General features: G+C 67.1%; 20 protein-coding genes and 1 riboswitch. Of the genes, 12 read left to right on the top strand and 8 right to left on the bottom strand.

Annotated features, from left to right (window positions below; all coding sequences use genetic code 11):
* Window positions 1-173 precede the first annotated feature (173 nt).
* Both ACUSIJ_RS26125 and ACUSIJ_RS26120 read left to right on the top strand, forming a co-directional pair.
* Window positions 174-1538, top strand: a complete 1365-nt coding sequence (locus ACUSIJ_RS26125; RefSeq protein ID WP_449311348.1) for a protoglobin domain-containing protein — start codon at window positions 174-176, stop codon at window positions 1536-1538.
* Between the two features lie 327 nt (window positions 1539-1865).
* Complete coding sequence (locus ACUSIJ_RS26120) at window positions 1866-3212, top strand: protoglobin domain-containing protein (RefSeq protein ID WP_449311347.1); 1347 nt, start codon at window positions 1866-1868, stop codon at window positions 3210-3212.
* An 18-nt stretch (window positions 3213-3230) separates the two neighbouring features.
* Here the strand turns inward: ACUSIJ_RS26120 and ACUSIJ_RS26115 are convergent, their stop codons facing one another.
* Window positions 3231-3989, bottom strand: a complete 759-nt coding sequence (locus ACUSIJ_RS26115) for an SDR family oxidoreductase (RefSeq protein WP_449311346.1) — start codon at window positions 3987-3989, stop codon at window positions 3231-3233.
* A complete protein-coding gene (locus ACUSIJ_RS26110) occupies window positions 3986-4867 on the bottom strand; it encodes a glycosyltransferase family 2 protein (RefSeq protein WP_449311345.1) in 882 nt (293 codons plus the stop codon). The genes ACUSIJ_RS26115 and ACUSIJ_RS26110 overlap by 4 nt, the downstream gene beginning before the upstream one ends.
* Before the next feature lie 665 nt (window positions 4868-5532).
* Between ACUSIJ_RS26110 and ACUSIJ_RS26105 the strand changes: the two genes are divergently transcribed.
* Complete coding sequence (locus ACUSIJ_RS26105; protein WP_449311344.1) at window positions 5533-6267, top strand: outer membrane protein; 735 nt, start codon at window positions 5533-5535, stop codon at window positions 6265-6267.
* Between the two features lie 104 nt (window positions 6268-6371).
* Here the strand turns inward: ACUSIJ_RS26105 and ACUSIJ_RS26100 are convergent, their stop codons facing one another.
* The 4 genes from ACUSIJ_RS26100 to ACUSIJ_RS26085 form a co-directional block, all read right to left on the bottom strand.
* The gene (locus ACUSIJ_RS26100; RefSeq protein WP_449311343.1) at window positions 6372-7223 is read right to left on the bottom strand and encodes a 23S rRNA (adenine(2030)-N(6))-methyltransferase RlmJ; all 852 of its coding nucleotides are present in this window, start codon (window positions 7221-7223) and stop codon (window positions 6372-6374) included.
* Between the two features lie 52 nt (window positions 7224-7275).
* A complete protein-coding gene (locus ACUSIJ_RS26095) occupies window positions 7276-7953 on the bottom strand; it encodes a ribonuclease T2 family protein (RefSeq protein ID WP_449311342.1) in 678 nt (225 codons plus the stop codon).
* A 32-nt stretch (window positions 7954-7985) separates the two neighbouring features.
* Window positions 7986-8489 carry a hypothetical protein gene (locus tag ACUSIJ_RS26090; protein ID WP_449311341.1) on the bottom strand — a complete coding sequence of 168 codons (504 nt, stop codon included), beginning with the start codon at window positions 8487-8489 and terminating at the stop codon, window positions 7986-7988.
* A 229-nt stretch (window positions 8490-8718) separates the two neighbouring features.
* Window positions 8719-9441, bottom strand: a complete 723-nt coding sequence (locus ACUSIJ_RS26085) for an aldolase/citrate lyase family protein (RefSeq protein ID WP_449311340.1) — start codon at window positions 9439-9441, stop codon at window positions 8719-8721.
* A 195-nt stretch (window positions 9442-9636) separates the two neighbouring features.
* Here ACUSIJ_RS26085 and ACUSIJ_RS26080 point away from each other — a divergent pair, with 195 nt between their 5' ends.
* The gene (locus tag ACUSIJ_RS26080) at window positions 9637-10632 is read left to right on the top strand and encodes a Tim44 domain-containing protein (RefSeq protein ID WP_449311351.1); all 996 of its coding nucleotides are present in this window, start codon (window positions 9637-9639) and stop codon (window positions 10630-10632) included.
* 183 nt (window positions 10633-10815) lie between these two features.
* On the opposite strand, the gene uvrB is transcribed toward ACUSIJ_RS26080, so the two are convergent.
* The gene (gene uvrB / locus ACUSIJ_RS26075) at window positions 10816-13608 is read right to left on the bottom strand and encodes an excinuclease ABC subunit UvrB (RefSeq protein ID WP_449311339.1); all 2793 of its coding nucleotides are present in this window, start codon (window positions 13606-13608) and stop codon (window positions 10816-10818) included.
* A gap of 195 nt (window positions 13609-13803) precedes the next feature.
* On the opposite strand from uvrB, the gene fabI reads away from it, so the two are divergent.
* The 8 genes from fabI (at window position 13804) to thiD (ending at window position 21044) form a co-directional block, all read left to right on the top strand.
* Window positions 13804-14568, top strand: coding sequence for an enoyl-ACP reductase FabI (gene fabI, locus ACUSIJ_RS26070; protein ID WP_449311338.1), 765 nt, complete (start codon window positions 13804-13806; stop codon window positions 14566-14568).
* A 119-nt stretch (window positions 14569-14687) separates the two neighbouring features.
* Window positions 14688-15695, top strand: coding sequence for an adenosine kinase (locus ACUSIJ_RS26065; protein WP_449311337.1), 1008 nt, complete (start codon window positions 14688-14690; stop codon window positions 15693-15695).
* Between the two features lie 140 nt (window positions 15696-15835).
* On the top strand, window positions 15836-16597 hold the full coding sequence (locus tag ACUSIJ_RS26060) for a DsbA family protein (RefSeq protein WP_449311336.1): 762 nt from the start codon (window positions 15836-15838) through the stop codon (window positions 16595-16597).
* 262 nt (window positions 16598-16859) lie between these two features.
* Window positions 16860-17348: a type II 3-dehydroquinate dehydratase gene (gene aroQ / locus ACUSIJ_RS26055; RefSeq protein ID WP_449311335.1), complete on the top strand. Its 489-nt coding sequence runs from the start codon at window positions 16860-16862 to the stop codon at window positions 17346-17348.
* Window positions 17349-17390: 42 nt separating this feature from the next.
* On the top strand, window positions 17391-17861 hold the full coding sequence (gene accB / locus ACUSIJ_RS26050; RefSeq protein ID WP_449311334.1) for an acetyl-CoA carboxylase biotin carboxyl carrier protein: 471 nt from the start codon (window positions 17391-17393) through the stop codon (window positions 17859-17861).
* 3 nt (window positions 17862-17864) lie between these two features.
* On the top strand, window positions 17865-19238 hold the full coding sequence (accC, locus tag ACUSIJ_RS26045) for an acetyl-CoA carboxylase biotin carboxylase subunit (RefSeq protein WP_449311333.1): 1374 nt from the start codon (window positions 17865-17867) through the stop codon (window positions 19236-19238).
* A 49-nt stretch (window positions 19239-19287) separates the two neighbouring features.
* Window positions 19288-19440, top strand: a riboswitch (TPP riboswitch).
* 83 nt (window positions 19441-19523) lie between these two features.
* Entirely contained in the window at window positions 19524-20231 is a 708-nt protein-coding gene (thiE, locus tag ACUSIJ_RS26040; protein WP_449311332.1) for a thiamine phosphate synthase, read from the top strand.
* Between the two features lie 3 nt (window positions 20232-20234).
* Window positions 20235-21044 carry a bifunctional hydroxymethylpyrimidine kinase/phosphomethylpyrimidine kinase gene (gene thiD / locus ACUSIJ_RS26035; RefSeq protein WP_449311331.1) on the top strand — a complete coding sequence of 270 codons (810 nt, stop codon included), beginning with the start codon at window positions 20235-20237 and terminating at the stop codon, window positions 21042-21044.
* A 129-nt stretch (window positions 21045-21173) separates the two neighbouring features.
* Here the strand turns inward: thiD and dps are convergent, their stop codons facing one another.
* Window positions 21174-21662 carry a DNA starvation/stationary phase protection protein Dps gene (dps, locus tag ACUSIJ_RS26030; RefSeq protein ID WP_449311330.1) on the bottom strand — a complete coding sequence of 163 codons (489 nt, stop codon included), beginning with the start codon at window positions 21660-21662 and terminating at the stop codon, window positions 21174-21176.
* Window positions 21663-21787 lie beyond the last annotated feature (125 nt).

Genomic DNA, 21787 nt, shown 5'->3' with positions numbered 1-21787 from the left:
AAATCAAATCAAATCAAATCAAATCAAATCAAATCAAATCAAATCAAATCAAATCAATACCATATTTTTACTGCGAGCGCTAGGCCGTTAAGTCTTATATTGCGATTATCAACAGTTTGCGATGACTTCTTCACCCCGGAAACAGTCCGAATTCTGTCCGCGGGTGAGCCGTCATGACGATCGATTCCATTCAAAGCAAGAAGGCTTTCCTCAAGATCGACGCCGCCACGGTGGATCTTCTGCGTGAGCTGTTCCCGCTCATCGAGAGCCGCATTCCCGCTGTACTCGACGATTTCTACGACACCTTGAGCCGCCGCGAGGATCTTCTTGCCCTGTTCGGCGCGACGCCCGAAGAGCGGACGGCGGGCATCGCCCGCGCCAAGCAGGCGCAGGTCGCGCACTGGCGCGAGCTGTTCATGAACGGTTTCGACGCCGGATACGTCGCGTCGGCGCGGCGGATTGGCCTTGCCCACAGCCGCATCGGCCTCGAGCCCTCGTGGTACATCGGCGGCTATTTCATCCTGCTTCAGGGGCTCACCGCCGCGATCAGCAGCCGGTACGAGAGCCGGCTGCGCCCCATGCAGGCCGCCGAAACCGCCTCGCGGATGATCAGCGCCGCATCGCGCGCCGTCATGCTCGACATGGACCTCGCCATCTCCATCTACCTCGACGCCATCCACGACAACCTCAACCGGCGCATCGCCGACGGCTTCGAGGACACCGTCAACCGGGTGGCCGCCGACGTCGTGACATCGACCCGGGCGATGGCGGCGAGCGCGCACGCGGTCACCGCCGGCGTCGCCGACACCCGGCAGCAGGCGGAGGCGTCGCTGCGTTCCGCCGACGAGGCGGCCGGCACCACCAACGCCATCGCCGCTGCGGCCGAGGAGCTGATGGCCACCAGCGACGAGATCGCGCGTCAGATCGACCGCTCGTCCGACGTCACCGGCCGCGCGACGGCGGGCGCGCAACAGGCCGGCCTCGTCGTCAACGGATTGGCCGAGATCGCCGCGCGCGTGGACGAGGTGGTGCGGCTCATCCAGAACATCGCCGGCCAGACGCGCCTTCTGGCGCTCAACGCCACCATCGAGGCCGCGCGGGCAGGCAAGGCCGGCGAAGGCTTCGCCGTCGTCGCCTCGGAGGTCAACGCGCTCGCGAGCGAAACCGAAGCCGCGACCGCGGACGTCGCCGCCCGCATGGCCGAGATCAAGGAAGCGTCGGGGCGGACCGTCGACGCCATCGGCGGCATCCGCGCCATCATTGACGAGATCGGCGCGATCTCCGCTTCCGTCGCCGCCTCGATCAGCGAGCAGATCGCCGCCACCTCGGACATCACCCGCTCCATCCAGCAGACCGCGGTGGAAACCGCGACCATCGGCCGCCACGTCGGCGACCTTCTCGCGGCCTCCGACGCGGCGAGGCTCGCCGGCGAACGGGTCACGGCGCAGGTCGACGCCCTGAGCGCCGAGGCGGGCCGCCTGCACAACGAAGCCTCGACGTTCATCCACAAACTTTCGGACGCGCGCAGCAACGGTTGATGTCCAAGAACAAAAAATGAAATATACAGATAATATTTAAATTTATATCCTATTTATTACATAATAATATAATTGATGATTGCAATATTTAATTGTTATTGAATTGAAATATTTATTCTCATCATAACAACAATATTTAAGTTATTTCAAAAATATTTCATTTTGTTTATTATATTTTGCTATGATGCATGTGAATTGCTTCAGGCAAGAGCATCCGCCGCATTCTTCCCGATCCGGGCAAGCCGCATCCCGTGTCCCCTGCCCGGCAGGGGACGCTGCGGCTCCGGCGGGCGGGGGCGAGGCGGCCATCACAACAAGGCGATTGGCATGATAGACATATCCGACCGCGTTGCCTTTCTGGGGATCGATGCCGAGGTGACGGCAACGCTCCGGGAGCTTTATCCGGCGGTCAAGCAGGAAATGCCCGGCATCCTCGACGCGTTCTACGCCCATATCATGGCGCGTCCGGATATCGCCCTGCTGTTCGGCTCCACGCCTGAGAAGGCGCAGGCCACCGTGCAACACGCGCGCCAGGGGCAGATCGCCCATTGGGACCGCCTGTTCTCGGGCAAGTTCGACGACGAGTACGTCACCTCGGTGCAGAAGATCGGCATGGTGCACAGCCGGATCGGGCTGGAGCCGTCGCGCTACATCGGCGGCTATCTCATCGTCCTCGACCATCTGAACACGCTGGTTTCCCGCATCACGGCAAGCCGCCTCAACCCGGCCGCCGGCCGCGAGAAAGCGCTCAGGATGATGAATTCCGTCGCGCGCGCGGTCATGCTGGACATGGACATCGCCATCTCGACCTATCTCGACGCGGCGCGCGCGACCTACGATTCGCAGCTCGCCAGCGGCTTCGACCTGTCGGTCAAGAAAGTGGTCGACGCGGTGTCGCAATCCATCGCGGCGCTTGGCGCCGGCGCCCGCTCGGTCACGGAGACGGTGACGCTGACCCATCAGCACGCCGCCGCCTCCGCGAGGGCGGCCGAGCTTGCCTCCGCCAATACCCAGACCGTCGCCGCCGCGACCGAGGAGCTGTCCGCCACCAGCGCCGAGATCAGCCGCCAGGTGGAGCGCTCCGCCGAGGTGGCGCGCGAGGCGGTGAACCAGGCCGGCGAGGTCAACGCGGCGGTGGAGGGGCTGTCCGAGGTCGCGCGGCGCATCGGCGAGGTGGTGGGGCTCATTCAGGCGGTGGCGGCGCAGACGCGGCTTCTGGCGCTCAACGCCACCATCGAGGCCGCCCGCGCCGGCGATGCCGGACGCGGCTTCGCCGTCGTCGCCACCGAGGTGAAGTCGCTCGCCGCCCAGACCGAGCAGGCGACGGCCGAGATCGCCGGCCGCATCGCCGAGATCCAGCAGGCGGCCTCCGACACGGCCGCGTCGATCACCAGCGTCGGCGCGACGATCGGCGAGATCAGCGCCATCGCCGGCGCTGTCGCGGCCTCGGTGCAGCAGCAGCTCGCCGCGACCGCCGACATTTCCCGCTCCATCCAGCAGGCCGCCGACGAGACCGCGCGCATCGCGGCGAACATGAATCAGGTCATCGAGGCCTCCGACCACGCCCGCCGGGCCGGCGTCGAGGTGGAGACGGTGTCCGAACGCCTCGCCGGCGACGCCCACAATCTCGCGCAGGAGGCCGAGACGTTCCTCGGCTCGCTGAACAAGGGCTGATGCCGAAAGACGGCCTGCCTATTCCCTGATCCCGTCCACGTCGACGGTGCGCCATTGCAGGCTCTGGCCGGCGTCGACCGCCAGGATCTGCCCGGTGACGCCCGCGGCCCTGGCGAGATAGAGCACCGCGCCGGCGACATCGGCCGGCGTCGGCCCGTGCCCAAGCAGCGTCCCGGCGCGCTGGCGGGCGAAATCCTCCCCGGACTGGCGGCGCCCGGCGCAGGTCGGGCCGGGGGCGACGCCGTTGACGCGGATGCGCGGCGCCAGGGCCTGCGCCATGGTGCGGGTAGCGGTCGCGAGCGCGCTCTTCGTCAGCGTATACGAGAAGAACTGCGGGTTGGGGCGCAGCACCCGCTGGTCGAGGATGTTGACGATCGCTCCCGCAAGATCCGGCGGCAGCGCGGCGGCGAAATCGCGCGCCAGCAGCACCGGCGCCCGCAGGTTGACGGCGAACGTCTCCTCCCACAGGTCGACGCCCAGCGTCGCGACGTCGTCCGGCTCGAAGATCGATGCGCAATTGACCAGCAGCGTGACCGGCCCCAGCGCCGCGGCCGTGCGCGGCACCAGCGTCGCAACCGCGGCCGCATCCGCGAGATCGGCGTCGAGCGCCACCGCCCGGCCGCCGTTCCCGGTCACGGCGGCGGCGAGGTCCCGGGCTTCCTCCCGCGAGCTGCGATAATGGATCGCCACCGCGAAGCCGGCATCGGCGAGGGCTTCGACGATGGCGCGGCCGATGCGCCGTCCGCCGCCCGTCACGAGCGCGACCGCCTCCGTCATGCGTGGTGCTCTCCCTCGGTGACGTCGTTCTGCGCCGGGGCGGGTGCGGAGGCGGAAACCGGCGTGGCCGAGGGCGCGGGCGCCGGCTTCGACGCCTCGTTCTGGCGCGCCAGCAGCCGCCGCTCGACGTGCTTGGCGACGCGCAGATAGCGGAAGAAGGCGAAGTTCATGGCGGTCATGAAGCCATAGACGCCGCGCACGATATGCCGCCGGCCGATATAGGCCTTGATGAAGGAGGCCGGGAACTCGACGAACAGGCGCAAGATCGACACCTTCGCGCCACGGCTGTCGAGATCGAGCGCCAGGGCGTCAGTGTAGCTGTTGAGCTTGGCGAGCTGGTCGCCGAGCGAGCGCACAGAGAAGTGATGGATGACGCCCTTGAGCCGTTTCACCCGGCTGCCCGGCGCAAGCTGCACCCGGTCGTGCACGGTCGAGGAGGCGTAGCGCCCCTTGTCGCGGCGGTAGAGGCGCACCGGCGCGAGCGCATAGGCCAGGGGATGGGGGGCGCTCTCTCCCGGAAATACTTCGGCGATGCGGATCTCGTAGGCGTCGACGTCCGGCCCGCCGTTGTCGAACAGGGCGCGGATCTGGGCCGCGAGGTCCGGCGGCACGAGTTCGTCGGCATCGATGTTGAGCAGCCAGAGATGGCGGCACTGGTCCTCCGCGAAGCGCTTCTGTGGGCCATAGCCGGGCCAGTCGTTATGGATCACCCGCGCGCCGAGCGTTTCGGCGATTGCCTGCGTGCCGTCGGTGGAACCGGAATCGACCACGACGATGTCGTCGCTCAGATCGCTGACGGCCGCGATGGAACGCCCGATGCGGTCCGCCTCGTTGCGGGCGATGATGAAAATGGACAACGGCAGCGGCGATTGCGTCATCGATCCGTAACCTCACACCAAAAGCCGACGGGCTCGACTCACCGGCCTTTGGTCAAGCCCGCACGGCGCTTGAGCGATAAACCTTCGGCGTTGATCGAAGATTTCGCAATCTATTGAAGACCCAGCCGATGGTATCACCTGTTTTCGCTTTGACACGACGCGCCGCTCCCCGCAACCCCGGGCGCGTGCGGCGTGCATCCCCGCACACAGGTGAACGCCCGAAGGCACTGCGCGGCGCCGGATACCGGTGCCGGCCGCCTCCCGACGATAGTCGTATTTTTGCCGGCTTATTCAACAATCCGGATGGAACAAAGGCTCTTAACTATTTGTTATCCATGCCGGATATTAGGCGCAGCGTCACGTCGCGCCAATATCGCATGCAGGAATACGAGTACACGGCTCACCGGTGGAAATGCGTGACAGGCCCCTCCGAAAAATACCTTGCACTTGCAATATGTTAAATGTAGAGTGCCGGCAAGTCTAGCGTTCACGCGGCACGGACCGCTCCTTTAACTTTCGCCATAACGACATATTCCCGCCTTTATTGGCGATGTCGCTGTGGCAGGAAAAACACAGACGACCAGCACAAGTTGAGGTATGTATGGGGCAACTTCACGGATGGCTTCCGCCGTTTGATGAATGAGATAGCTTTTAAGGAGTGAGTGATGAAAAAGGTTCTTCTCGCAGGGGTTGCCGCTGTCAGCCTGGTCGCCTCGGGCGCCGCTATCGCTGCCGACCTTCCCAGCCGCCAGATCGAGCCGGTCGCTCCGGTCGTCGCTCCGATCTTCAGCTGGACCGGCTTCTACGTCGGTGTGAACGCCGGTTACGCCTGGAACAGCAACAACGACGACCACGTCTGGAACGGCACGGTCTTCGTCAACACCGGCAACGACGACGGCGGCTTCACCGGTGGTGGCCAGATCGGCTACAACTACCAGTTCGGCCAGTTCGTCGCCGGTATCGAGGCCGACATCAACTATGCCGACCTGAAGCAGAATAACAATGCCTACGTTACCTGGAACCCGAACACCGACTTCTTCGGCGCATCGGGAGCCGGCATCGAGTGGTTCGGCACCGTTCGCGCCCGCCTCGGTTTCGCCATCGACCGCGCGCTCATCTACGGCACCGGCGGTTTCGCCTACGGCGGCGGCGGCGGCGGCCACGGCTTCATCTACGACGGGTTCTACTACGAGAACGACAACGACACCCGCACCGGCTGGACGCTGGGTGGTGGTATCGAGTACGCGATCACCGACAACATCACGGCTCGCGTCGAAGGTCTGTACGTCAACCTCGGCAAGGAAGACCGCAACCACTTCCTGCCGGTTTACCAGAAGCGCAAGGACACCGAGTTCGGCGTCGTCCGCGCTGGCCTGAACTACAAGTTCGACTCGTTCTGATCCCATCGCCGATCCCCTCGGGACCGGTAGAACTCAACCCGGCGGCGCAAGCTGCCGGGTTTTTTTGTGTCCCGGGCACTTCCCGGGAGATGTCCCTCCTGTGCTCAGCCCTGCTCGCCCGCCAGCCAGTCGCAGCGGAAGCCGGCATGCGTGCCGCGCGCCAGCCGCCCGGCCAGCGCGGGCAGCAGGATGTCGGCCTCCTGCGCCAGTTTCCAGGGCGGGTTGATCACCACGAGGCCGCAGCCGTTGAGCCGCGCGGGATCGTCCGCGCGGTCAACGAGCAATTCCAGCCGCAGGATCTTCGGCACGGCCGAGGCGCGCAGGATGTCGGCGAGTTCCTCCGTCTGCGCCGGATCCTTGATCGGGTACCACCCGGCGAAAATGCCGCTGTTCCATTTGCGGCGCGCCTCCACCAGCGCGCACGCCAGATGCACGAGCTCACCCTCCACCTCGAACGGCGGATCGACCAGCACGACGCCGCGCCGCTCGATTGGCGGAATCATGGCTTTGAGCGCCGTCCAGCCGTCGAGTTCGAGCACTTTCAGGCGACGGTCGCGGCCGAGATTCGTCTCCAGCGTGCGCACGTCGGCCGGATGCTTCTCCACGAAGATGGCCCGGTCCTGCCGGCGCAGCAGGAGGCTCGCCAGCATGGGCGAGCCCGGATAGAAGGTCTCGCCGAACCGGGCGCGCACCTCGCGCAGCACGTCGCGATAGGGGACGAGGAGCTCCTCGGCGGCGCCGTCGAGCGGCGCCTGGAGCCGCGCGACGCCCGCCTGCCATTCGAGCGTCTTGCCGGCTTCCACGCCGCCGAGATCGTAAAGGCCGATCCCCGCGTGGGTGTCGATGACGCGAAACGGCGTCTCCTTCTGCATCAGGTGCAGCAGAATGCGCGCGAGAAGCGCGTGTTTCATGCAATCGGCGAAATTGCCGGCGTGGTAGGCGTGACGGTAATTCATGGTGGCGGATCAATGGCAGAGTTTCGCTCCGCGCTCAACCGCCGCCGGTCTGTCACTCGGGCGCGTCGATGGTGATGTTCCGGTCGCGGCAGCCGTTGCGGTCGACCTCGGCGCAGGTGCGAAAACCCGAGAGATCGCGCTCGAGACAGATGCGGACCTCCTGCAGCCTGCCACGCTGGCATGCGGTCGCGATCATGTCCGGCCGCAGACCGGGATTGGCGGCGATGAAGGCCTTTTCCACGGCGTCGGGCGACACGCGCCTGTCGGTGCGCAGCCCCTGCAGGGCCTGGGGCACCGTCACCAGCGCGCGGGCGCGGGCTGTATCGCGAAAATAGTCCTCCGGCATGCGGCCGGAACAGGTGCCGTGCATGCGCCATTGATGACGGGCGAGGCCCGGCTCGGGAAAGATGCCGGCGGCGAGCCCCATGGCCCGGCGGGAGGGATTGCGCGACAGGGAAGCGTCGCCGGTCGCGCATTCGCGCGGGTAGCCGCGCTCGAACTGCGGCCACAGCCCGTGCACCACGAAGGTGCGACGCTTGCCGGCGGCGCACTGGTTCCGCCCGTCGGCGCGGCCTTCGAGCGCACAGAACCCGGGCGACCACGACAGCGCCAGCACGTAGAAATCGAAGACTCCCGGCCGACCGCCCCTGTCCGCCTGCTGCGCGGCCGCCGGCCCGCCGGCGAAGGCCAGCACGGCCGCCAGCAGGGCGCGCACGAAATGGCGATGCATGCTCGCCGGGCGCGCCGGGAAGCGGCCGCCGGTCAGGGCAGTGCGGCGCGGCACGCGGGTGCGAAGGAGAAATGGCGGTCGAGGCCGACGACGCACCATTGCACGTCGCTGCCGATGCCGATCGGCCCCAGCGCCTCGCGCACGGAATAATGCACGGTGCGCCTGTAGCCGTCGGACACCTGGGACACCGCCGTGCAGAAGCGGCGCGGGATGAACGAATCGCCCCACGGCCGCAACGCCACCTCGCGGACGCGCTCGAAATCCTGAATGGTCAGCGACGAATTCCAGAAGTGCGCCTCGCGGTGCGCGAACCGCTTCGCGATATGGCGCAGCACGCGCGGGTCGTCGCACGCGGGCACGTGGCCCGAGAAGCGCAGCAGCCGTTCCTCGGCGGGGGGTATGTCGCCGGGCAGCACCCTCCCCCTCGCCTGCGGCGCGCCGTAGGAGCCGTAATCGGCCGCAAAAGCCGGAGCGCCGGTCAGAAGCATGGCGGATACGGCGGCGGCCAAAGCACCGCTGGCGATAAACGAACGCATGATAGCTCCCATCGACTCGAACTCCGCGCCAGAGCGGCATGACTGATCCACCAACGCCGCCGGCCAGCGGCAACCGTGGCCATTGTTGCTACAGTGATTGCGTTACTCAAGCATGAATGCAAGGCGGGCGTACCGCTTTCGCTGCTCCTGCTTAATCATACAGCAGAAGCGTCTCATTTTGGCTACAATGCCGACGCTTTCGGTTTCCACCGGTCGCGCAGGGCGTCGCTCAAGCCCGCGCGGCATCTTCGCCGGAGAACACGGCATTGACGATGCCGGCTTGCGCCTCGTTGCGGGCGACCTTGCCGCCGAGGCCCTCGCGCAGCGCCGCGAGGCAGGCGCGGCGAAAGGCCTCGTCCGCCTCATCCGTGTCCGCGGGCGGATCGATGGCGGGCACGCCGGCGTGGCTTGCGGCGAGCACGGTCAGGCTGCGGGTGAGGCGCGTGACGTCGGCCGGCCGGCCGCGCGACGGCGGGCGAACGCGCCAGCCCGGCATAGGCGGTTCCCAGGCATAGGCCGCGATACGCCCCGCCGGCCACGGCCTTCCCGCCAGCGCCAGCACGCCCGCCGGCGCGCCGAGCACCGGGATGATGCGTGTCTCGCCGTCCGGGCGGCCGAGTTCGGCCTCGCTCACCCGCAGGCGCGCGCCGAGCTGCTCGACATCCGCGGGGCCGGCAACGCCGGACAGCATCACGCCGAAGGGGCGCGCCGGCAGCACCGCCGCCAGATCCTCCGCCAGCCGGCCGGAAGCCACGCCATTGACCCGCACGAACACCCGCAGCCGGCCGCCAGCGGCGGCGATGGCGTCGCGCACCGGTCCGCGGTCGGCGGCCGGATGCCCGCCGTCGCCGGTCAAATCGACGATGAGCGCGTCCGCCGCCGTTGCCGCGATGTCGAGCGACCCCGAGGACGCGGCCGGCACATGCAGCAGCGAGCGCAGGCGATTCGTCATTCCAGCTCCTTCGTCGGCCGACCGTTCCGGCCCGTGCCGCCAGCCGATATCAAAAGTTCGTCCGCGTTGACCAAAAAATGCGCTATCGCGCGTCCGCTACGCTTTCAATATTCCGTATTTCACCCCATATTCGACATAAATCAAAGGTGGCGTCATCAGCGCCGCCCGATAACCCAACCAATTCCGTGAGGTGAGATCGTAATGTCGTTGTCCCGCCGAGGCCGAATTCTGGCCGCTGTAGCCGCCGCCCTGTTCCTGACGGCCGGAATCGCCGAGGCCCGCGTTGGCCGCGGCGGCAGCTTCGGCAGCCGTGGCACGCGTACCTACAGCACCCCTGCCCCCACCAATACCGCGCCGGCCGCCGCCCCCATCCAGCGCTCGGCGACGCCCCAGCCCGCGCCGGGCGCTGCCACGCGCGCCACGCAGCCCAATGCCGTCGCCCAGCAGCGCCCCGGCCTCTTCGGCGGCGGCTTCGGCGCCGCGCTGATGGGCGGCCTGCTCGGCGCCGGCCTCTTCGGACTGCTGTCGGGCGCCGGCCTGTTCGGCGGCATGTCCGGCCTCGGCTCGCTGCTCGGCCTGCTGCTGCAGATCGGCCTGATCGTGTTGCTGGTGCGCTTCGCCCTCAACTGGTTCCGTCGCCGGCAGGAAGCCACGGCCGGCGGGCCGCAGGGTCATGCCTATGCCCGCTCCGCCGGTCCCGGCACGGGTGGCTGCGGGCCGTCGGGCCTTTCGGGCCTCGGTCTGGGCGCCGGCGCCGGCCGTGGGGCGCAGGCCGCCGCGACCCGGCCCGTCGACATCTTCGACGCCGACTATGCGGCGTTCGAGCGCCTGCTGCACGAAACGCAGGACGCCTACTCGCGCGAGGATTTTTCGGCGCTGCGCCGCTACACCACGCCCGAGGTCGCCTCGTATCTCACCGAAGAACTGACCGCCAACGCCTCGAACGGCGTCGTCAACCGCATCTCGGACGTCAACTTCCTGCAGGGCGACCTGTCGGAGGCATGGCGCGAGGGCGACAGCGACTACGCGACCGTGGCGATGAAGTTCTCGCTGCGCGACGCCACGTTCGACCGCGCCACCAATGCCCTGGTCGAGGGCGACCCGACGACGCCGGTGACGGCGACGGAAATCTGGACATTTCGCCGGATGCGCGGCGGTGACTGGCTGGTGTCCGCCATCCAGCAGGCGTGACGACGCGGCAGGTCCCCGGACAAGCCCGAATGAACGAAGCGGCGGAGACGATCCGCCGCTTTCTCATTGTGCCCCCGGTCACTAGACCATGTCAGCGTTTCACAGAAACGCTGACATGGTCTATCTCTTTGATTTTGAACGAATTCTTATCGATCAAATGATTCCATTGGATCGGAACGCGCTCTAGCCGGAGCGCGGTTTCGTCTTGCGCCGGCCGCCTTTCTTGACGGTCGTCTTGCCGGGCCAGCCGCCAGTGGAGCGCGGCTTGTAGTCCGCAGCACCCAGCGGCGCCGCTTCCTTGCCCGGCCCCATCTCGTCGAGCGTCGGCTTGCGGGCGCGCGACGCGCCGTCGGTCCCGTTGCCGACAACCCCGGGCGGCAGGTTGGCGGAGGCGCCGTACTTGCGCGCGCCGGCATAGCTGCCCGCCCGGTCCTCGACCTCTTCCTGCCGCGCCAGCGGATCGTCGGCGATGGCGAGCTCGGTAGCCTGCAGGCGCTTGATCTCGTCGCGCAGGCGCGCCGCCGTCTCGAACTCCAGATCGGCGGCAGCCGCGCGCATGCGCTTGTCGAGATCGGCCAGGACGGTCTTGAGGTTGTGGCCTACCGCCGCCTTCTCGGTCAGCCCCGTATCCACGGTGACGTGGTCGCGCTCGTAGACCGACTCCAGGATGTCGCCAATGCGCTTCTTCACGCTCTGCGGCGTGATGCCGTGCTCCGCGTTGAAGGCGAGCTGGCGGGTGCGGCGGCGGTTGGTCTCGGCGATAGCGCGCTCGAGGCTGCCGGTGATGGTGTCGGCGTAGCAGATGACGCGCCCGTCAGCGTTGCGCGCGGCGCGGCCGATGGTCTGGATCAGCGAGGTCTCGGACCGCAAAAAACCTTCCTTGTCGGCATCGAGGATCGCGACCAGCGCGCATTCGGGGATGTCGAGCCCCTCGCGCAGCAGGTTGATGCCGACGAGCACGTCGAAAGCCCCAAGCCTGAGGTCGCGGATGATCTCGATGCGCTCCAGCGTGTCGATGTCCGAGTGCATGTAGCGCACGCGCACGCCGTTCTCGTGCAGGTATTCGGTGAGGTCCTCGGCCATGCGCTTGGTGAGCACGGTAACCAGCGTGCGGTAGCCGCGCGCCGCCACGTCGCGCGCCTCGCCGAGCAGGTCGTCCACCTGCGCCCGGGCGGGCCGGATCTCGACCGGCGGGTCGACGAGGCCCGTGGGGCGGATGACCTGCTCCACGAACACGCCGCCGGTGCGCTCCATCTCCCACTTGCCCGGCGTCGCCGATACGTGGATCGACTGCGGCCGCATGGCGTCCCATTCCTCGAAGCGCAGCGGCCGGTTGTCCATGCACGACGGCAGGCGGAAGCCGTATTCGGCCAGCGTCGCCTTGCGGCGGAAGTCGCCCCGGTACATGCCGCCGATCTGCGGGATGGTGACGTGGCTCTCGTCCGCGAACACGAGGGCGTTGTCGGGCAGGTATTCGAACAGCGTCGGCGGCGGCTCTCCCGGCTTGCGGCCGGTGAGATAGCGCGAATAGTTCTCGATGCCGGCGCAGGAGCCGGTGGCCTCCATCATCTCCATGTCGAAGACCGTGCGCTGCTCCAGCCGCTGCGCCTCCAGGAGGCGGCCCATACGGTTCAGCTCGTCCACGCGCCGGCGCATCTCGTCCTTGATGCCCTTGATGGACTGGAGCAGCGTCGGGCGCGGCGTCACGTAGTGCGAATTGGCGTAGAGCTTGACGAAGCCGAGATCGGCGGTCTTCTGGCCGGTGAGCGGATCGAACTCGGCGATGGATTCCACCTCGTCGCCGAACAGCGAGATGCGCCAGGCGCGGTCCTCGTAGTGGGCCGGGAACACCTCGATGACGTCGCCGCGCACGCGGAACGTGCCGCGGATGAAGTCGCCGCCGGTGCGCTTGTATTGCAGCGCCACAAGATCGGCGATGAGCTGGCGCTGCTCGATGCGCTCCTCCGCCTTCACCGAGAAAGTCATGGCCGTGTAGGTCTCGACCGAGCCGATACCGTAGATGCACGAGACGGAGGCGACGATGATGACGTCGTCGCGCTCCAGAAGCGCCCGGGTGGCGGCATGGCGCATGCGGTCGATCTGCTCGTTGATCGACGATTCCTTCTCGATGTAGGTATCCGAGCGCGGCACATAGGCTTCCGGCTGGTAATAATCGTAGTAGGAAACGAAGTACTCGACCGCGTTGTCCGGAAAGAAGCTCCTGAACTCGCCGTAGAGCTGGGCGGCGAGCGTCTTGTTGGGGGCGAGGATGAGCGCCGGGCGCTGCGTCTCCTCGATCACCTTGGCCATGGTGAAGGTTTTTCCGGAGCCGGTGACGCCGAGCAGCACCTGATCGCGCTCGTTGTCGCGCACGCCCTTGACCAGCTCGGCGATGGCCGCGGGCTGGTCGCCGGCGGGCTCGAAATCCGCCTGCATGCGGAAGCGGATGCCGCCTTCCGACTTCTCCGGCCGCTCGGGCCGGTGCGGCGTCCACACCTCGCCGTTCCTGATGAACGGATTGCCGTTCTCCAGCAGTTGCGTCAGCGCCTCGACGGTGGCGGACACGCCCGAACCCGCCGCCGCATGCGTGGCGGTGAGGTCCTTGCCGCGCAAGTCCTTGCTGCGTCCCCGCACGGGCTTTCGCGACAGCTTCTCGGCCTGCTCGTCGCCGAGACCGAACGTCGCCGCCAGCTCCGGGTCGGAGAAGGGCTCGCCCTCGATGCGGTAGCCGGCCTGCGGCGCCTCGCCGAAACCGTCCTGCCTCAAATCGTCCTGCCTTAAGCCCTCCTGCCTCAAGCCCTCCTGCCCGGAACCGCGCCGCCCGTTCAGCGCGGGATTGAGCAGCTCGGCCAGAAACGGGTCGAGCGGCGTCACCGGCGGCTTCGACGCCTTCGACGACGACCGCGCGGACGAACTGCCTCTGCCGCGCGCCGCGCCGGAAGCCGAAGAGCCGGATTTTTTGGGTGTGTTGGCCATGACAGCAATATGGGCCCGTTTGCGCCGCGTGGAAAGGGCATTCCGCCCCGCCGCCGGAGAAAGCCGTGACCGCTTTGTTACATCGGCGACACGGCGGCTCTTCGCAATTGCAATATATAGTGAAACGTTGTCATCATGCTTGATGCAAGCTGTGCCATAGTCCGAGTTACCGCTTCAATTCGGGGGGCCGTCGACATGATTGATCTGTCCAACAAGCATGCTCTCGTCGTTGGCGTCGCCAACGAGCATTCCATCGCGTGGGGCGTGGCCAAGGCGCTGCACCAGGCGGGGGCGCACGTGGCGCTGACCTATCTCAACGACAAGGCGAAGCCCTATGTCGAGCCGCTGGCCCAGTCGATCGACGCGCCGATCTTCCTGCCGCTCGACGTGCGCAACGAGGAGCAGGCCGAGGCGCTGTTCGCGGCCATCACCGAGCGGTGGGGCGTGCTCGACACGCTGGTGCACTCGATCGCCTTCGCGCCCGCCGCCGACCTGCACGGACGTGTCCTGGACACCTCGGTGGAGGGCCTCCAGATCGCCGTCGACATCTCCGTCCATTCCTTCATCCGCCTGCTCCGGCGCTCGGAGCCGCTGTTCAGGAACGGCGGTTCGGCCCTGACCATGAGCTTCTACGGCGCGGAAAAGGTCGTCGAGCACTACAACATCATGGGGCCGGTCAAGGCAGCGCTCGAAGCCACCACGCGCGAGCTCGCCTCGGAGCTCGGCCCGAAGGGCGTCACCGTCAACACGCTGTCGCCGGGCCCGATGCTCACCCGCGCCGCTTCCGGCATCGGCGATTTCGACGAACTGCTGCAGCAGGCGACCGAACGTTCGCCGCTGCGCCGCCTCGCCACCATCGAGGATGTGGGCGCGCTCGCGGCCTTCCTCGCCTCGGATCACGCCCGCAACATCACCGGCGAACTGATCCACATCGACGCCGGCTATCACATCATCGGCTGATACCCGCCTTCCGGCACGGTATACGGTTGACTTGGCACCCTGTTTCGCCCTACCCGCTTGGGGCGCCTTGTCCATCTCGGACATCTGGCGCCCTCTGCGGACGGAGAACAGGACACGACATGACAGCCCGCTATGATGTGCTCGGAATAGGCAACGCGATCGTCGACGTCATCGCCCGCGCGGAGGACGACTTCCTCGTGGCGCAGAACCTCGTCAAGGGCTCCATGCAGCTCATCGACGAGGCCCGCGCCCGCGCGTTGTTCGACGCCTTCGGGCCGGCGACGCACACCTCCGGCGGCAGCGCCGCCAACACCATCGCCGGGCTCGCGTCGCTCGGCGCGCGGCCCGCCTTCATCGGCAAGGTGAAGGACGACGACGCCGGCGCGCGCTTCGGCCACGACATCCGTTCGCTCGACGTGGCGTTTCCCACCGCTCCGGCCTCCGACGGGCCGGCGACCGCGATGTGTCTCATCGCCGTGACGCCGGACGGCGAGCGCACCATGAGCACCTATCTCGGCGCAAGCCGGCATCTGACGCCCGACGACATCGACCATCACACGGTCGAGGCGTCCTCGATCGTCTATCTCGAAGGCTATCTGTGGGACCCGCCGCAGGCGAAGGACGCCTTCGTCAAGGCGGCGCGCATCGCCCACGGCGCCGACCGGCAGGTGGCGCTGACGCTCTCCGACGCCTTTTGCGTCGAGCGGTTCCGCAAGGAGTTCATCGGCCTCCTGCGCACGCGCACCGTCGATATCGTGTTCGCCAACGAGACCGAGCTCAAGAGCCTCTACGAGACGTCCGACTTCGACACCGCCGTCGAGGCGCTGCGCGAGGAGAGCGTGCTCGGCGTCGTGACGCGCTCGGAGAAGGGGGCGCTCGTCGTCGGCCGCGAGGAGACGCTCGCGGTGTCCGCCTATCCGGTGGACGGCGTGGTGGATTCCACCGGCGCGGGGGATCTGTTCGCCGCCGGCTTCCTCTTCGGCCTGTCGCAGGATCTCGATCTGCGCACCGCCGCCCACCACGGGGCGCTGGCGGCGGCGCACATTATCCAGCAGATCGGCGCACGCCCGCAGAAGAGCCTGCGCCAGCACGCCATCGACAACGGCCTCGCCGTTTCCGCCGGCTGAGTCGCTGGGACGGCTCACCATGCTGGGGCCGCTCACCATGTTGTGTCATTGACCGTGGCCGCAGGGGCGGGCACAAAGGTCGGTGGTCACATAAGGACGCCGGGTTCAACCGGCCTGCACCGCATTTCAGGATATCATTCATGCATTCTTTTCGTTGGCTTCGTCCCTCCCTGCTCGCCGCCGCCGGCGTCCTCGCGCTGGCCGCGCCCGCCGCTGCGGCGGAACTGTCGGCCGAGCAGCGCTCCCAGATCGAGAGCGTGGTGCGCGACTATCTGGTGAACAATCCGGAAGTGCTCAAGGAAGCGATCGCCTCGCTGGAGCAGCATCAGGAAGCCCAGCAGCGCGCCGCCGTGGCCGAGACCGTGCGGGAAGTGACCTCGGGCCCCATCGACGGCATCGTGCTCGGCAACCCGGAAGGCGACGTCACGCTGGTCGAGTTCTTCGACTACAATTGCGGCTACTGCAAGCGGGCGATCGGCGATATCGAGGCGCTGGTGGAGGCCGATCCGCGCATTCGCTTCGTCATCGTCGATTTTCCGATCCTGCGCCAGGAATCGGTCGACGCGGCGCTGGTCAGCATCGCCGTCGGGAAGCAGCTCCAGGGGGAGCAATATTTCCGCTTCCATGCCGATCTGCTGCGCCAATCGGGCGTCGTCGGCAAGGAGCAGGCGCTCGCCGCGGCCAAGGCGAGCGGCGCCGACATGGCGCGGCTCGAGAAGGACATCACGTCCGACGCCGTGCGGCAGGTGCTGGCGCGCACCCTGCAGGCGGGCGAGAAGCTCGGGCTTTCCGGCACACCGAGCTTCGTGCTCGGCGACGGCGTGCTCCCCGGCGCGGTCGGGCTCGACACGCTCAAGACGGTGGTGGCCTCCGTGCGCCAATGCGGCAAGCTCGACTGCTGATCCCCGCCGCGCCGCCGCACCGCAGGAGCGTTTGGTTATCTTCTTGAAAGGATGTTTCAAGACTTCCCCTGCGCCCTGCATCGCGCTATGAGAAAAAATTAACCTGCAATGGTGGATCGTGCAGCCGCGCGCGTCCGCGTGATCGTGTTTCGTGTTCGCCCTTGAGCGCTTTCCGATCGGAAAGCGCTCAAAACAAGGAAGTGAGAGGATCTCGCCGTTTTCATGAAACGGTAACATCCTCCAGAGGACAGGCATCCGCCGAATGGTCGCAGTCCATATCCTGAACGGCCCCAACCTGAACCTGCTCGGGCAGCGGGAGCCGGGGGTCTATGGCAGCCTGACTCTCGCCGACATCAAAACGCGGCTGCGGGCGAAGGCCGCCGCGCTGGCGCAGGCGGCGGGCGAGACGATCGAGCTTTCCTTCGCCCAGACGAACATCGAGGGCGAACTGGTGACGCTGGTGCAGCAGGCGGGGCTTGCCGGCGCGGGCGTCATCCTGAACGCCGGCGCCTACACGCACACCTCCATCGCGCTGCGCGACGCGATCACCGGCGCGAACGCGCTCACGATCGAGGTGCATCTGTCGAACGTGCATACGCGGGAGCAATTTCGCCATCATTCCATGATTGCTGCGGTGGCGCGCGGCGTTATCAGCGGCTTCGGCGCTGCGAGCTACGACCTTGCGCTGGAGGCCATCGTTCCGCTACTGCAAGGCCGGCGTCAGGACCGGCATTCCGATGCGCCCCGTTGAAGATGCGCCGATCGGCGCGGTGAACCACTGATTGAAGAAAGCATGGCAAGAATCAGCCCCATCGATCCAGACCTCGTCCGGGAGCTCGCGGAGCTCATCGCCCAGACCGACCTGACCGAAATCGAGGTCGCCAAAGGCGATCTGCGCATCCGCGTGGCGCGCAACGTGACCGCGACCATCGTCGCGTCGCCCGTTGCGGCGCCGGTGGCGGCCGCAGCCCCGGCCGCCCTGTCCGCCGCGGCGGCACCGGCGCAGGTGCCCGTTTCGCTGGCGGACAACCCCGGCACGGTCACCTCGCCGATGGTCGGCACCGCCTACCGGCGGCCCTCGCCGGACGCCAAGCCGTTCATCGACGTGGGATCGAAGGTGCAGGCGGGCGACAGGCTGCTGCTGGTGGAGGCGATGAAGACCTTCAACGACATTGTCGCCCCGCGTTCGGGCACGGTCACCGCCGTGCTGGTGGAAGACGGCCAGCCGGTCGAATACGGCGAGCCGCTGCTGGTTATCGAGTAATCGATGTTCGACAAGATCCTGATCGCCAACCGGGGCGAGATCGCCCTGCGCATCCTGAGGGCCTGCAAGGAACTCGGCATCGCCACCGTCGCCGTGCACTCGACCGCCGACGCCAACGCCATGCACGTGCGCCTTGCCGACGAGAGCGTCTGCATCGGCCCGCCGCCGGCGCGCGACAGCTACCTCAACATCCCGGCGCTGATCGCCGCCTGCGAGATTACCGGCGCGGATGCGGTGCATCCCGGCTATGGGTTCCTGTCGGAAAACGCGCATTTCGCCGACGTGCTGGCCGAACACGGCATCGCCTTCATCGGCCCCAAGGCCGATCACATCCGGCTGATGGGCGACAAGATAGCGGCCAAGCGCACGGCGCGCACCCTCGGCATCCCCTGCGTGCCCGGCTCCGAGGGCGGCATCGGCGACGACACGGACGCGCACCGCATCGCGGCGGACATCGGCTTTCCGGTACTGGTCAAGGCGGCGGCGGGCGGCGGCGGACGCGGCATGAAGGTGGCGCGGGATGCGGCAAGCCTCAGCGACGCGCTGGCGACCGCGCGCATGGAGGCCAAGGCGGCCTTCGGCGACGATTCCGTCTATCTGGAAAAATATCTGGAGAAGCCGCGCCATATCGAGATCCAGGTGATCGGCGACGGGCGCGGCGGCGCGGTGCATCTGGGCGAGCGCGACTGCTCGCTGCAGCGCCGCCACCAGAAGGTGTGGGAAGAGGCCCCCTCGCCCGCGCTCAACCGCTCCGAGCGCGAGCGCATCGGCACCGTGGTGGCGCGCGCCATGCAGGAGCTGCAGTATCTCGGCGCGGGCACGGTCGAGTTCCTCTACGAGAACGGCGAGTTCTACTTCATCGAGATGAACACCCGCATCCAGGTGGAGCATCCGGTGACGGAGATGATCACCGGCATCGACCTCGTCAACGAGCAGATCCGCGTGGCCTCGGGCGCGCCGCTGTCCATCCGGCAGGAGGACATCGTCTTCGACGGCCATGCCATCGAATGCCGCATCAATGCCGAGCATCCGTCGTCGTTCCGGCCATCGCCCGGCACGATCACCTACTATCATCCGCCGGGCGGGCTCGGGGTGCGGGTCGATTCGGCGGTCTATCAGGGCTATCGCATTCCGCCGCACTACGATTCGCTCGTCGGCAAGCTCATCGTGCACGGTCGCACCCGCACCGAGTGCCTGATGCGCCTGCGCCGGGCGCTCGACGAGTTCGTCGTCGACGGCATCGAGACCACGCTGCCGCTGTTCCGGGCGCTGGTGCGCAATCAGGACGTGCAGAACGGCCTCTATGACATCCACTGGCTGGAGCACTATCTGGATGCCGCCGGGCTCGCGGAGATCGAGGCCCAGCGCACGGTGTGAGGCGGGGCGGTTGCATTCGCCCCGTTTCCGGTCAATATTCAATATAGAGTATGTCTCCTTGGGGTGCCCGCTAGCGTAAATGCATCAAACCAGAAAACGGTACCCATTCTTGGTTTGATGCTGCAGGGCTGAGAGGCCACGTGCCAACCCACCGAACCTGAACCGGGTCATGCCGGCGGAGGGAAGCGAGATAGGTCCGCGGCTTCGATGCGCAAGCAGGGCGCGGATGTTCCTCCGCAGGGCATGATCGACCAACCGCATCCTTGATGCGAGCGAGGCGCCCTCATGCCGCAACCGTCCGACAGCCAGCCGGTACCGCGTATCCCCGTCCCGGTCGATCTGCGCGTCTACGCCATCCTCGACCCCGAGCGGGCGGGCGGCCGGCCCCTGCCCGACCTCGCACGCGAAGCGATCGACGGCGGCGCGACGCTGCTGCAATACCGCGACAAATACGCCGAAACCCGCCCCGCCATCGAGACGGCGCGCGCCATTCTGGCGGCGATCGCCGGGCGCGGCGTGCCGCTGCTCATCAACGATCGCGTGGATGTAGCGCTCGCGGCGGGCGCCGACGGCGTCCATATCGGGCAGGACGACATCGCGCCCGCCGACGCGCGCCGGCTCCTCGGCGACAGCGCCATCGTCGGCCTGACCATCAACAACCAGGACGAGGCGCGCGAGGCCGTGCGCGAGCCCATCGACTACGGCTGCATCGGCGGCGTGTTCGTCACGTCGAGCAAGGACAACCCGAAGCCCCCTATCGGCCTCGACGGGCTGGCGCGGATGGCGGCGAGCGCGCGCGCGGCCGGCCTGACGCTGCCGCTCGGCGCGATCGCCGGCATCGACGCCACGAACGCGGCCGAGGTCATCGGCGCGGGCGCGGACGGCGTCGCCGTCATCTCGGCCATCCTCGGCGCCGCCGATCCGGCCGAGGCGGCGCGGCAACTGCGCCACATCGTCGACGCGAGCCTCGCCGCGCGCGGGGCCGGAGGCTGAACCATGGCGACAGGCATCACCCCCATCGCGGTCACTATCGCCGGCTCGGATTCGGGCGGCGGCGCGGGCATCCAGGCGGACCTCAAGACGTTCTCGGCGCTCGGCGTCTACGGCGCCAGCGTCATCGCCGCGCTCACGGCGCAGAACACGCTCGGCGTCACCGCGATTCACGACGTCCCGGCCGATTTCATCGGCGCGCAGATCGACGCGGTGTTTTCGGATCTCGCAGTCGGCGCGGTCAAGATCGGCATGCTGTCGCGGCCGGAGACGATCGCGGCAGTTGCGGACGGCCTCGTCCGCTGGAACCAGCGGGCCGTCGTGCTCGATCCGGTGATGGTCGCGGCGAGCGGCGACCGCCTGCTGAGCGAGAACGCGGTCGCGACCTTGCGTGAAAAGCTCCTGCCGCTCGCCAGCATCGTCACGCCCAACCTGCCGGAGGCCGCCGTGCTGCTCAATGCGGGGATCGCGGAGGACGAGACTGCCATGCTGGCGCAGGCCGAGGCACTGCTGCAGCTCGGCCCGCGCGCGGTGCTGATCAAGGGCGGGCATGCGCGCGGCGAGGAAAGCGTCGACCTGCTGGCGGACGCCACGGGCATGACGCGCCTTCCGGCGCCGCGGATCGCGACGCGCAACACCCACGGCACCGGCTGCACGCTCTCGTCGGCCATCGCCGCAGGCCTCGCGCGCGGCACGGCGCAGATCGATGCCGTGCGTGCGGCGAAGGACTACGTCAGCCGCGCCATCGCCGCTTCCGACAGGCTCGCCATCGGCAAGGGCCACGGCCCGGTGCACCATTTTCACGCCTGGTGGTGAGGCGCTCGATCATTCCAGCGTTCATGGAAACGCTGGAATGATCTAATTTTTTGATTTTGAGCGAGTTCCTATCGATCAAATGATTCCGTTTGATCGAAGCACGCTCTCGCGCCTCACCCGCATGCCTGCTTACTTGTTGACTTCCTGGATGTGCGCTTCGAGGAACCACAGGTTCTTGTCGAGCCCGCGGGTCACCTCGGTGAAGACGTCGGCGGTGGCGGCGTCGCCCGCTTCTTCCGTCACCGAGATGGCCTTGCGCGCCGATTTGGCGACTTCCGAGATGGAGCGCGCCAGATAGTCGACATGCTCCAGGCCATCGGTGATCTGCAGCGGATAGGCCTTCAGCTTGGTGCCCTCGGCGGCTGCCTGCACGGTGCCGTGGGCGATGCCGCCAAGCGCCGTGAGCCGCTCGGCCACGGTGTCGGTATATTCCAGGACATTCGCATAGAGCTGGTCGAACAGCTCGTGCAGGGCGATGAAATGCGGCCCCTTGACGTTCCAGTGCGCATGCTTGAGCTGCGCGCCGAGATCGATGAACAGCGCAAGATGCTCATTCAACAGGTCGATCGACTTGGAACGCACATTCTGTCCAAGATCGTTACGGGTCTTGATCGTCATCTTCGGATCCTCGTTGCAGGGACGCTTATTGCCGTGACACTCGCCTGCGTCGACAACACATCAGGCGGTGACATGACCAACATGAACACCGGTCTCCGGGTTCCTCATCATGCGGCAGGAATCGC

The sequence above is a fragment of the Pseudochelatococcus sp. B33 genome (genome assembly GCF_053570585.1).
The sequence above is the reverse complement of the archived record's forward strand: the minus strand, read 5'-3'. Positions and strand labels throughout refer to the sequence as shown.